The organism is Geobacillus sp. E263, from assembly GCF_007197795.1.
Lineage (GTDB): Bacteria > Bacillota > Bacilli > Bacillales > Anoxybacillaceae > Parageobacillus_B > Parageobacillus_B toebii.
The window spans coordinates 1,850,604-1,863,929 of sequence record NZ_CP041632.1; the positions used below are offsets into that span (position 1 = coordinate 1,850,604).

Below are 13,326 nucleotides of genomic sequence, written 5' to 3' on the forward strand. Positions count from 1 at the left end.
GATGAAGAGATACGAAAACTTAGATGGAGTATCAACGAACAAAACATTTGCCGATTTTTGCCGCTGGCAAAAGGAACGGAGAAACAAAAAGAAAGATTTATCTTACCAAGTTCCACATGCCGACCCGCCGCAATATCCACTTCTTCATGCGAACCATTTTCGCACATTGCTTTCTTGGGTCGGGCATTCTACGTTTGTGATTCAACTAAACGGCATCACCATCGTCACCGATCCCGTATGGGCAACGCGCATGGGAACAGCAAAACGGCTTACGAAGCCTGGCATTTCACTGAATGAAATGCCTGAAGTCGATGTCGTGCTTATTTCTCATGGCCATTATGATCATTTACATTTTCCAAGCATCCGCAAATTAAAAGGAACACCACACATATTCGTTCCTGTTGGGCTTGGCCGTCTATTCGAGCGAAAAAGATATAAGCAAGTGACGGAATTCGAATGGTGGGAAGAGCAATCGTTTAACGGCGTCACGTTTACGTTCGTTCCGGCGCAGCATTGGACAAGACGAACGTTATGGGATATGAATACGTCCCACTGGGGCGGCTGGGTCATGCAGGCAAAGGAAAAACCGACGATATACTTTGCTGGCGATAGCGGCTATTTCCGCGGATTTCGGGATATTGGCGAACGTTTTTCGATTGACTACGCTCTTCTTCCGATTGGTGCGTATGAGCCGGAATGGTTTATGGGCCCGCAGCACGTCACTCCCGAAGAAGCGGTACAAGCCTTTTTAGATTGTCAGGCAGATTACTTTGTTCCAATGCATTATGGCGCGTTTCGTCTTGCCGATGACACTCCGAAGGAAGCGCTTGACCGTTTGCTTGCTGAATGGAAGCGGCGCGGTCTGGACGAGAGCAGGCTAAAATGTCTAAAACTTGGGGAAGTGCTCGATTGTGATATACGTTCATAAGAAAAGGAGCCTTGGCAATCGGCTCCTTCTTTTTTCTACTGGTCATATTTTCGAAATACATACGGTTCTTTTGGTTCGTCGATTCTATGCCATGATGTTACTTTTACATAAGGAATTGTCGCATTATACGGCTGATAATACATCGTTGAAAGCTTTCCTTTCACATGAATCCATTCATCATTCGCTAAATGAGGATTGTCCGGGAACTCCGTTAAAAGCCCGAATACTCCCGAATCGGCCACACAATGGATAATGCCAAAGCGCAGAACAAACAGCTGTGTTTTTTTCGTCGTCTCATCATGATAGACAAACCCGTCAAATTCAATGACTTGATCATCAAACTGTCCTGGGAATTGATATATCGTTTCCATCGCACTTAAATAATTTTCCTCATTCAATACGAGATGTGATGTTTTTGAAAATTTATTCAGTTCCTTTCTCATCAAGTTATCGTAGTCATCTTCGTCGTAATAAATGCTCGTATCCGGCCGCAAAAGTTGCCGTTGGACAAATGGATCATCGCTTTTTGTTGTAAATCCCCGGATGTGAAAGCCCTTCGCTTTTACCATATCCGAATCAAGCGTTGCTGGTGGAAGAAACAACACGGACACAACTGGAAAAATAAATATCATATAATTAACGACCCGTTTCCATCGCGCTTGCTCTTCATGATGGCGGCAACATGAATCATCATGGCAGTGTTCATGCTTCCCTTCCCGGCTGGCGAAAAAAAGCTGGACAATGGTCAAAAAAGCGAATACGAAAATGGCGCTAAACGATATATAGGAATAACGCATATTAATATATTTGCTAATTTCTCCTGTAATGTGTAAATGAAAAAACAAAAACGAAAAACCAAGCAAAATATACATTCGTATCATCCTATTTCACTCCTTTAAATGAACAAGGAACCGATAAACACGAATATCGTAATATACATAATAAGCACAAGCACAAAGCGAGTCTTAAACGACTGCAACAGCATCAACGTATTTTTTATATCCAGCATCGGTCCGTACACAAGAAAGGCTGCGAGCGCTCCAAACGAGAACGTATTTTGAAACGACGCCGCAATAAATGCATCCGCTTCTGAACATAATGACAGCACAAAGGCAAGCGCCATCATAACAAGAATGGAAGACACACTTCCTTGGCCAACCGCAAGCAATGTCGGCGTTTTCACAAATGTTTGCATCGCCGATGCGAAAAACGCGCCAATAATCAAATATTTGCCCGTCGTAAAAAACTCATCAATCGTATGTTGCAACGTCCCGATCCATTTTTCTTTCCATGATTTCGGCAAAACGGTATGAATTGTTTCTTCCTTTCGCAACTGGTTGTCTTTAAATTGCACGGATATGATGAAACCAATGATGATGGCAATGATACAAGCAAAAATAGACCGATATAATACCATTGTCCAACTGCTTCCAAACGCAATATACGTTGAAAACAATACAATCGGATTAATGACAGGTCCTGTTAACATAAACGGTATCGCTGCATACAAAGGTACTCCTTTTGCTACCAATCTCCGTGTAATTGGCACAATCCCGCATTCGCAGGCAGGAAATAGCGCCCCTATCAGCGTTGAATAGATCACGGCCAGCGCTTTATTTTTCGGCACCCATTTTTCGACCATTTCTTCCGTTACAAACATTTGAATAATCCCTGAAATAAACACACCAAGTACAACAAACGGCAACGATTCTATTAAAATACTAATAAATATCGTATTGAGCTGAAGAAATGTCTTCATCATATCGATAAAATCTCCTTTTCTAACATTACAAACGTTTATTGTACCATGAATTACTCTTTTATTCATGAAATTTTTATGGTAATTCTTATGTAATCTAGTAGGAGAGGATGATTAACCCTCGTCCTCGCACACTGCCGACCGGAAGTTTGCCGTCTGTTTCCTTCAGATTCCGCGTCACCACGGACACCCTTGCGTTAAGCTAACTGCTACTTCTGCCTTCGCAGTTCGGGACTTTCATCCTTAGACAGCACCCATGCCAAGTGCACCAAAAAAAGTTGTCCGGAGACCCCAGACAACTTTATATTTATAAATTAAATTTTCTTACCGATTTTTCAAGTTTTTCTGATATTTCCCCTAACAATTCCGTCGAAGCAGCGATTTCTTCCATTGCTTTCATTTGTTTTTCCACAGATTCCACGACTTTCGCAGCGTTTGATGCAGCCTCTTTAGTTAAGAAGGCCGCTTGCTCAACGGAAGCAGATATTTGTTCAGATCCAGCGGCCATTTCCTCCGTAATCGCAGACACTTCTTGAAGCTCATTATTGGATTGGTGAACCGCATGAAAAATAGATCGGAACACTTCTCCTACTTTATGGACATCTTTTGTCCCTTTTTCAACTTCTTGGGTTCCCGACTCCATTTCACGAACCGCGTCTTTCGTCATGATTTGGAACTGTTGAATCAATTCAGCAATTTTTTGTGCCGAATGCTTCGTTTGCTCAGCAAGCTTTCTCACTTCGTTGGCAACGACGGCAAATCCTTTTCCATGTTCTCCAGCACGTGCCGCTTCAATGTTTGCATTTAACGCAAGCAAGTTTGTCTGTTCGGAAATCTCCGTAATGGCCGTAAGAATTTGTTCAATCTCTTCAATCCGATTGCCTAACTCCGTGATTTTCATGGATGTTTCCATAACAGCCTGTCGCATGTCATCCATTTGCTTGATTGCTTTCTCAATTTCTTCATTTCCTCTTTCCACTTGTTTCATTACATCATTTGATGATTCCGCAATAAGAGACGATGACTCGGCAATTTTTTGAACGCCAATAGCCATTTCCTCGACCGCATGAGCTGTTTCATTTATACTCGTCTCCTGCTGTTGTGCGTTCGAAGACACCGTCCTAATGGCCATTGTGATTTGCTCACTAGAATGTTTGGCACTCTCAATATTTTGACTTAATGCTTTAAAAGTTTCCAGCATTTCATATGTGCTTTCTGTAATATCTGTTACCATCTCGCGCATTCCAGCCATCATTTGCTTAAATGAATAAGATAGACTAGCAATCTCATCTTTCCCCTTTATTCGTATTTTTTCTAATAGATTTTGCGCTTCATTCAGCTCCCCTGCAGCGATTTTTTCGGCCACTTCATTTAATGTTTCCAGAGATTTTAATCGTTTACGAACGTAGAAAAAGGAAATGCCGCTAATGAGTCCGATTCCCATTACAAATAAAAATATAAACATCATTAATTGTTCTTTTACTACTTTTTGCTGAATCAAACCAACCTTTTTTGCATCAATATCCACTCCAAGAATCCCGATTACTTTTTCATTATTCTTGATCGGAGCAAAAGCCGAGAGATAATCTCCATATTCGGAATCATGTAGAATTTTCGTGCTGTTTGTACCTCCTTTGTGATATAACGTATCACATTTTCTTCCATATTTCGATATCAAAAGAAAAATTTATAATTTTTCTAAAAAACTTAATTATATATAAAATACTAATGAATATCGTATTTATCTATATCAATAGGCTCTCCTTTTCGTTCTACAAAAAAGCTGAGCGACAATCCCGCTCAGCTTTTTCTATTATTCCTCTACTTCTTTTTTCCACAAGCCAACCATCAAAGCAGTAATGATCGAACCGATCAAAATCGCTAATACGTATAATAAAGAACTTCCTTTTACAATTGGAATAACGAAAATTCCACCATGCGGAGCTGGAAGGCCAATGTGAAACAACATCGTCAGCGCTCCGCTGACCGCAGAGCCGACAATGATGGATGGAATGACGCGTACCGGGTCGGCTGCCGCAAACGGAATCGCCCCTTCTGTAATGAACGTCGCTCCCATGATATAGCATGTTTTTCCAGCTTCACGTTCCGCTTTTGTAAATTTCTTTTTAAAGAATGTCGTCGCAAGCGCTAGTCCTAACGGCGGCACCATTCCTCCGGCCATGATCGCTGCGTGCGGAGCATAATTTCCAGCATCAATCATGGCAATTCCAAACGTAAATGCCGCTTTGTTGATCGGGCCGCCCATATCAACCGCCATCATGCCGCCAAGAATAGCGCCAAGTAAAATTAAGTTTGCCGTTCCCATATTTTCAAGCCAATGCTTCATTGCCTCATTTAACGCCTTCACTGGATCGATAACAACATACATCATAATAAGTCCCGTAATGAAAATGCCAAAAAGCGGATAAAGCAACACTGGTTTGATTCCCTCAAGCGACTGTGGCAGATGGCTAAATACTTTTTTCAACCCAACCACTAAATACCCGGCAAGAAAGCCTGCGATTAACCCGCCTAAAAAGCCGGCGCCGCCATTTGCCGCCATGAAACCGCCTACCATCCCTGGCGCAAAACCAGGCCGGTCCGCAATACTCATGGCAATAAAACCAGCAAGCACTGGAATCATCAACGCAAAGGCGTTTCCTCCACCGATATCCATGAGTGCTTTCGCCATCGGATGATACGACGGATCTTTCGGATCAAACGCTTTAATTCCGAAGATAAACGATATCGCAATCAAAATACCGCCGCCGACAACGAACGGAAGCATGTTGGAAACTCCGTTCATTAAATGTTTATAAAATCCTGTACGCGGCTTTCCTACCGTTGTCGCCTCTTTCGCGCCGCTTCCTTGATAAATCGGCGCATCCTGCCTGAGAGCTTGCTCGATTAGCTCTTTCGGTTTACGAATCGCTTGCGCAACCGGTACTTGAATCACATGTTTTCCTTTGAACCGCTCCATTTCCACTTGCTTATCCGCCGCAACGATGACCGCAACCGCTTCCTCAATATCTTGCTTGGTTAATTCGTTTTTCACTCCACTAGAACCGTTTGTTTCTACTTTTATATCCACATCCATTTCCGCTGCTTTTGCTTTTAAAGCATCTGCCGCCATATACGTATGAGCGATTCCTGTCGGACAAGCAGTGACAGCAATGACTTTTTTGCGCTTCGAAGGTGAAGATGCCGTATGTTCTGCTTCTTTCGTTTCCTCTGCCTCTTTTTCTGCAATCAACCGAATAAATTCCTCTTCATTTGAAACGCTTTCAATCCGCGCGCGGAAAGAGGAATCCATTAGCATAGACGATAAGCGGGCAAGCGCTTCTAAATGTGTATTATTCGCTCCTTCTGGCGCTGCGATCATAAAAAACAAGTGGCTCGGTTTTCCATCAAGCGCGTCATAGTCAATGCCGCTCTCAGAACGGCCAAACGCTACGGCAGGCCGCTTTACCGCGGCTGTTTTCGCATGAGGAATGGCAATTCCATCACCGACACCGGTCGTGCTTTGTGCTTCACGCGCAAAAATCGCTTCTTTGAACGCTTGTGCGTCACGCAACACTCCTGCTTCTTGCAGTTTCGCGACAAGTTCGTCAATTACTTCTTCTTTTGTTTTCGCTTTCAGATGGAGAATAATTGTTTCCTTTGTAAGCAAATCGGTAATTTTCATCAAAATGGTCCCCCTTTTTCATATGCCCTTAGAAACGCATGACATTTACTTCATGTACTAGCTGTTCGACACAGTCTTTTGTACATAAATCTTCAGAAAATGCCGTTGCACTTCCAGATGCGACACTATAAGCAAACGCTTCTTCCACACTTTTTCCGCTTGTATACGCCGCAAGAAACCCCGCCACCATCGAATCACCGGCACCAACGGAATTTTTTACTGTTCCTTTCGGCGCCTCAGCAAATAATGTCATTTCTTTATTAAAATAGAAAGCACCATCACCGGCCAGCGAAACGATGGCATTTTCTACTCCTAATTCTACTAATCGACGTCCACAAACCATGATCTCGTCTTTCGAGTGAAAGCTTGTCTCAAATAGCTCGGCTAATTCTTTATGATTCGGCTTTGCCAAAAATGGGTTCCGCGCAAGCAACGATTTTAATGCCGGGCCGCTTGTATCCACGACGACTTTTGCCTTCACTTTTTTTGCTTCATCGATGATTTTCTCGTAAACGTCCGGTGACAAAGAAGACGGCACACTTCCTGCCAAAACGACGATATCATTTTCCGTTAATGCGCGGATTTTTTCCATGAATTCCGTTTCATGTTCCGGCTGAATCATTGGCCCTTGACCATTAATTTCCGTTTCTTTTCCTGATTTTAGCTTCACATTAATGCGCGTATTCCCTGGCACTTCGACAAAATCACAGGCAATGTTTTCGTTTTGCAATTGTTCGATAATGAACGCACCGGTAAATCCGCCGATAAACCCTAACGCTGTGCTCTCTATACCGAGCCTCTTAAGAACACGGGAGACGTTGATCCCTTTTCCACCAGGGAATGCCAACGTTTTCACAGCACGGTTTAATTCGCCAATGCGAAGCTCGTCCACGTGCACAATATAATCAACAGATGGATTTAATGTACATGTATAGATCATTTTGTCACAACCTCTACTGCTGTTTTTGCTTTATATGGTTCTAGCCATTCTTCAGCTAATTCATTCGTAATCAGCGTCGCTTCATGCAGTTCAGCGATTTTGGCAAACGTGCTTTCATTAAGTTTTGAATGATCGGCAAGCACATATGCTTTTTGCGATAGCTGCATTGCTGTATATTTTACCATCGCCTCTTCCGGATCAGGCGTTGTGTACCCATATTCGTAGTGAACGCCGTTGGCGCCGATAAAACATTTGTCAAAACTATAACTTTTTAATGATTGCAATGCGCCGCGGCCAATGAGCGCTTTCGTTTTCTTTTTCATAAAACCGCCAAGTAAATATGTCGGAACGTCATATTCCAGAAGCATATCCAAATGCATAATACCATTCGTCACGACAACGATATCTTTGCCATGCAGATGCGGAATCATTTGGAACGTCGTCGTCCCAGCGTCTAAATAAATGCAATCACCGTTTTGCACAAGACTTGCCGCATACTCAGCAATCCGCTTCTTTTCTTGTATATGTTTTGTTGATTTTTCTAAGACGCTTAATTCTTCCCGCTTCTTTTGAAGCAGTGTTGCACCACCATGAATACGCCGCAATTTTTTCTCTTTTTCCAGCTGCGTTAAATCGCGACGGATGGTGGACTCGGAAGAATTGGTCGCCTCTACTAGTTCTTGCAGCTTGACTACTTCTTTTTCTGCGAGAAGTTCTAATATAATACGGTGACGTTCTTCTGTAAGCAAATCTTCCACCTCCTCGGATGGAAATGATCATTTTATACTTTTATCATAAACGAAAGCGGTTTAAAAATCAATCATTTTCAATCAAAAATCTTTCAAATTAAGTCATATATAATCAAAAAACATTCAAATTCAATCATTTTCGCAAAAATGAAAAGCTGCCTCATTGGACAGCTTTGTTATCATGATATTTCTCCGATTGTTCATGAACACGCGATAAGTATTTTTCTTGAATAAACTTTGTAAATAATTTAGCGTAAAAGGGATCGAACTGAGTGCCTGCGCAACGCATAATTTCGGATACTGCCTCTTCAAACGTTTTCGTACGTTGGTACGGCCGTTCTGTCGTCATCGCATCAAACGAATCAATAATACATAAAATACGAGCAAGTTTTGGAATTTCTTCTCCTTTAAGTCCATATGGATATCCTTTTCCGTCATAGCGCTCATGGTGAAGTTCGACAAGGGGAATTAAATCATCAAACTGTTTTTCCGCTGCGATAATTTCTTTTCCCCATGTTACATGTTTCTTCACAATCTCCCATTCATGCCGTTCCAATTTTCCTTCTTTGTTTAAAATATCCCTTGGCACTTCGATTTTTCCAATATCATGAATTAATGCTCCTAAAACAAGCGTTTGTCTTTCATGGTCGGTTAAATCAAGCATTTGGCTGAATTCGGATGCATATTTGAATACCCGTTTACTATGACGATATGTATAAACATCTTTCGATAAAAAAAACTTTACTTGCTGCTCCAGCGCATCTAAATCTTGTTTAAACTTTATTTCATCAAGACAGATGTTGTTCTCACTGTAGATTTGAACATTGTTTTTCCCTTGCGCTTTTGCGTAATAAAGCGCCTGGTCTGCTTTATGAATCAACTCATCGCTGTCATACATGCTTCTTTCCATCTCGGCAATTCCGCAAGAAAACGAAAGACAGCGGTAAGGAACATGCTCCACCCCGGAAAAGTATGTATCATTGACTTGCTTGCGCAATCGATCCAAAAAGGCATAAGCTTCTTCTTTCGTCGTATTTGGCATTAAAATCGCAAACTCCTCGCCGCCATACCGCGCCGCTACAAAGTCTGTTCCGTCTACCGCTTTTTTCAGCATCTCACCAAAAAACTGCAACAGCTTATCTCCTTGTAAATGTCCATTGCGGTCATTATATTTTTTAAAATCATCTAAATCCAATAAAGCTAAACTAAATGGTTGTTTTAATTTTTTCGCGTCGGCAAACTGTTCTTGCAATGTCTCTTTAAAATAACCATGATTATAAAGCCTTGTTAAATGATCCTTATTGGCACGCTCTGATACTTCCTGATATAAATAAAGAAATTTTCGAAACACCGCCGATAAAATAACGACTAACACAGTGAATAAAAACAGACCGAAATACCGTTGTTCATTTAATAAAATCGCTAAAACAAGCGATAGTAGTAACGTAACGGAATAGCTGATACAAGCTTCTTTGAGTACTCCTATGTTAAATGTGCCTTTAAATATACGATTAAAGAAGACAAAAAACAAAAACATTAAAGCAATGTTCAAACTAAAATACACAACTAGACTAATCATATACGGAAGCAAATTTTGAGTATTTATTTCACCAACATGCCCACCGGAAAATAAAAATGAATAATAGGCACCGACAATCATAATGGAATACATGGAAAAATTAAATAAGTGCTTCCACCACAACATTTTACGTTTATATAAAGATTCAATTAAAATACTAATAAATAAGACATTCATTGCTAAATCAATGCCGTATAAGAACGTCACGGCTAAATAAATCGCCGAATCCATTGAAAATGAGTTATCCTTAGGCGGGAAGTTAATAGAGAAATAACTTAATAGAAGAATCGAGGCGGAAAGCATATAAATGAAAACCCAATCCTCTAAGGATTGAGCAGTAAAATCACTCTCTACCAAAAATATAAAAATCCCAATGAAAGAAATAATTGTTAAATATATCTTTGCATATAGTTTTGGCTTTAAAAACATTGGATAATCACTCTCATTTTATATAATTTTGGGGAGAAGCTTAATGCATACCCCCCCCTAACACAAAAAACATTTAGCCTCCTAGTCTAAATCCTGACGTCAACGCAACAATAACAGAACCGATAATAAATAGATTAATAAGTACTTGTTTTACTTTCACACTCATGCTTTTTGCCTCCTTATAATATTATAATTTATCTACTCGCAGGAGCGGTAGATGTTTTTTTGCTAGGTGCACTAAGCATTAGATGCTGAATAAATAAAAATGCCCCTACGTTCATTACGACATCGCCAATGCTGATCACTTGCCGGCGTGGGTATGGCGGGGATAACGGGATAATATCGCCTAAAAACGGCAATAACGTGTCAGACGTAATCGCCTGATGTTTGCCGTATACTCCCGCTTTTAATGCGTCTATGTATTCGCGGCCAAGAAATTGCGCTGCTTCAATAGATACAGGCATCCTTCCGCCGTTTGCCGCCATAACGATGAAGTTTAAGAGCACTCCCGCAAAAATAACAATAAATCCAGGCTGGTTTCGGTTAAGCCAAAGAAAAAGAAGGCCAATCACATATACAAGAAGAAATAAGGTGTTGCTTAGTTTGGCAATAATCGCAACTTTATCTTGCAAGGCAAAGATAACGAACTGCACCACCAACAATAATGGAAACAGCCATCCCCCGCGCAGGTTCATATGCGCAAGCCCTTTCAAACTTCCTCCACGAAAAAAACCGATCGCAAGCGATAATAAAATGCCATCATAAACCATTATGTTTTCTCCTCATCATCACATACACAGAAGATTCTATGTTTTCAAAACTATTTTCTTCTATACTTCATTAATATCGATTTTTTTCGACAATGTAAATAGTGCTTTTTGACTATTTATAGTAATTTTTTCTATTTTCCCTAAAATTCACGGTTATTAGATGCTCTTTCCAACTAAATTCGACATTCTTATCTGCAAGCACAAAAATGAGGATTCTCTATACTATTAATAGAGAATCCTCATATATTTTATATACGATTTTCTTGTTTGTAAGGAACGCAAGAACCTTGACAATTATCAGCAAGAGAGCAACTAGCACATTTTCCTTTTGAACTTTTCTTAATGTGGCGGACAAGCATCCAACCGGCATAACTAAAAATAACTCCGCCGATCACAATATTTGCGATCATCGTTCTCGCCTCTTTTTCCAAAAATTTTTAATGAAAGAATCGATGACTAACATTACTAGTCTTCGAGACTACAATACTCATGAAAATCCAAGCATCGTTCCGCCTTGATAAATAAGGAAAGAAATCACATAAGCAATACTTAATGCACAACCGATCGAAATAAACGTCCATTTTCTTGAACCAGTTTCTTTACGGATCGTCGCCACCGTTGCTAGGCATGGGATGTAAAGGAGCACAAACACCATAAAGCTAAGCGCTGATAGCGGCGTAAAGTGTTGCGTGATTGCCCCTTGCAACAAGTCCATATCTTTTGCATGGTAAATAATATTCATCGTCGAAACAACGACTTCTTTTGCTAAAAATCCTGTTATGAGCGACGCGCCCGCCTGCCATGTTCCAAAGCCGATCGGCGCCAAAATCGGTGCAATCACACCGCCTATCACCGCGAGAAAACTATCATCCATGGAAACACCAATTCCTTTTGGCCCAACATAGGTCAATAACCAAATCGCAACCGATCCTCCGAAAATAAACGTCCCTGCTTTCCGTATAAATCCTTTTCCTTTATCCCATGTGCTTCGCCACAACGTCAATGCTTGCGGCATTCGATATGGCGGTAGTTCGATCACAAAAATGGAACTTTCATTCTTTAATAATGTAGAAGAAAACACCTTCGCCAAGCCAAGCGCGACGACAATGCCCAGCACGTATAGAGAAAACACGACGAGCGCTTGATTTTTCGTAAAAAAGGTGCCAGCAAATAACGCATATACCGGCAGGCGCGCCGAGCAAGACATAAACGGCAGCAACAAAATCGTCAACAGCCGCTCTTTAGGCTGCTCAATCGTTCGTGCGGCCATGACGCCGGGAACGTTGCAGCCAAAACCGATAATCATCGGAATAAACGCCTTCCCGTTTAAACCAATCGCTTCCATAAAGCGGTCCATTACCATTGCGACACGCGCCATATATCCGGAATCCTCTAATAGAGAAATGAAAAAGAATAAAATGAAAATTTGCGGTACAAATACAAGCACCCCGCCAACACCGGAGACAATTCCGTCCAATACAAGCGCTTGAATGAACGGCGATGCTCCTACAAGCGCCAACAGCTTAGACAGCCAATCCGTTAACGGGCCGGAAAAAAACTGATCCAGCAAATCAGCGAGTGGCGAACCAAGCCAGTCAAACGTTAGCATAAACATGATATACATAAATAATAAGAAAATCGGCAAACCTAAATATTTATTCGTTACAATTGCATCGATTTTCTCCGTTAATGTAAGCGGATTTTGTTTAATGGCAACCGTCGATTTTTTGATCACATTCGTAATCCATTTGTCGCGCACTTTATAAATATGCTCTGCTAAAGTGCAGCCAAGCGTTTGTTGTACGTTATCGCGAATCAATATAAGCGGAGCAATATCTACATATGTCTGTAAATATGCATGAACTCGCTTGTTTCCTTCTAAAAATTGCAACGCAAGCCATCGCTTCGAAACCGGTAAATTATCAGGAAGTTGTTCGCCTATTTTTTGAACAGCAACCTCAACATCGGCCCCGTAATCAATAGAAAATTGATGTTCGTTTTGTTCGGATGCAGACAAAATAGCGCGAACAAGCTCTTTTGTCCCTTTTCCCGTCCGCGCAATAACCGGAATCACCGGGGCATTGATGCATTGTGAAAGCTTTTTTGCATCTACTTTTATTCCGCGCTTTTCTGCGACGTCAATCATATTTAATGCCATAATCAGCGGTTTGCCAAACTCAAGCAGCTGAACAGTCAAATGCAAATTCCGCTTTAATTGGGAAGCGTCCACAATGTTGACAATCGCCGAGAACGATTCTGTTAATAAAAATTCGGTCGCTACGCCCTCATCACGTGAAAACGGTTGCAACGAGTATATCCCTGGGAGATCAACGACGGGAACACCATGCTGGCGAAGCATGCCAACCTTTTTTTCTACCGTTACCCCGCTCCAATTTCCGACATATTCATAAGATCCTGTTAAATTATTAAATAATGAAGTTTTCCCTGTATTTGGATTGCCAAATAACGCAATAGATGATGACATCG

General features: G+C 41.2%; 11 protein-coding genes. 1 reads left to right on the forward strand and 10 read right to left on the reverse strand.

Annotated elements, in window-relative coordinates; all coding sequences use genetic code 11:
• Position 1: 1 nt before the first annotated feature.
• Entirely contained in the window at positions 2-928 is a 927-nt protein-coding gene (locus tag FNL97_RS09665; protein WP_143415676.1) for an MBL fold metallo-hydrolase, read from the forward strand.
• Positions 929-963: 35 nt separating this feature from the next.
• Here FNL97_RS09665 and FNL97_RS09670 read toward each other — a convergent pair whose 3' ends face one another.
• From FNL97_RS09670 to feoB, 10 genes are all read right to left on the reverse strand, one after another.
• Positions 964-1,809, reverse strand: coding sequence for a TIGR03943 family putative permease subunit (locus FNL97_RS09670; protein ID WP_015863781.1), 846 nt, complete (start codon positions 1,807-1,809; stop codon positions 964-966).
• 14 nt (positions 1,810-1,823) lie between these two features.
• Positions 1,824-2,690 carry a permease gene (locus FNL97_RS09675; RefSeq protein WP_015863780.1) on the reverse strand — a complete coding sequence of 289 codons (867 nt, stop codon included), beginning with the start codon at positions 2,688-2,690 and terminating at the stop codon, positions 1,824-1,826.
• 304 nt (positions 2,691-2,994) lie between these two features.
• Positions 2,995-4,215 (reverse strand): methyl-accepting chemotaxis protein, encoded by a 1,221-nt coding sequence (locus tag FNL97_RS09680; RefSeq protein ID WP_143415677.1) that lies wholly within the window; start codon positions 4,213-4,215, stop codon positions 2,995-2,997.
• 285 nt (positions 4,216-4,500) lie between these two features.
• The gene (locus FNL97_RS09685) at positions 4,501-6,372 is read right to left on the reverse strand and encodes a PTS fructose transporter subunit IIABC (protein ID WP_143416311.1); all 1,872 of its coding nucleotides are present in this window, start codon (positions 6,370-6,372) and stop codon (positions 4,501-4,503) included.
• A gap of 28 nt (positions 6,373-6,400) precedes the next feature.
• Positions 6,401-7,312, reverse strand: a complete 912-nt coding sequence (gene pfkB / locus FNL97_RS09690) for a 1-phosphofructokinase (protein ID WP_143415678.1) — start codon at positions 7,310-7,312, stop codon at positions 6,401-6,403.
• Positions 7,309-8,061, reverse strand: a complete 753-nt coding sequence (locus FNL97_RS09695; RefSeq protein WP_143415679.1) for a DeoR/GlpR family DNA-binding transcription regulator — start codon at positions 8,059-8,061, stop codon at positions 7,309-7,311. Before FNL97_RS09695 ends, pfkB begins: the two co-directional genes overlap by 4 nt.
• A gap of 160 nt (positions 8,062-8,221) precedes the next feature.
• The gene (locus tag FNL97_RS09700) at positions 8,222-10,069 is read right to left on the reverse strand and encodes a bifunctional diguanylate cyclase/phosphohydrolase (RefSeq protein WP_143415680.1); all 1,848 of its coding nucleotides are present in this window, start codon (positions 10,067-10,069) and stop codon (positions 8,222-8,224) included.
• A gap of 194 nt (positions 10,070-10,263) precedes the next feature.
• Entirely contained in the window at positions 10,264-10,839 is a 576-nt protein-coding gene (locus FNL97_RS09705; RefSeq protein ID WP_143415681.1) for a DUF5317 domain-containing protein, read from the reverse strand.
• A gap of 248 nt (positions 10,840-11,087) precedes the next feature.
• Complete coding sequence (locus FNL97_RS09710) at positions 11,088-11,249, reverse strand: FeoB-associated Cys-rich membrane protein (RefSeq protein WP_143415682.1); 162 nt, start codon at positions 11,247-11,249, stop codon at positions 11,088-11,090.
• Between the two features lie 77 nt (positions 11,250-11,326).
• Positions 11,327-13,324 carry a ferrous iron transport protein B gene (feoB, locus tag FNL97_RS09715; protein WP_143415683.1) on the reverse strand — a complete coding sequence of 666 codons (1,998 nt, stop codon included), beginning with the start codon at positions 13,322-13,324 and terminating at the stop codon, positions 11,327-11,329.
• Positions 13,325-13,326 lie beyond the last annotated feature (2 nt).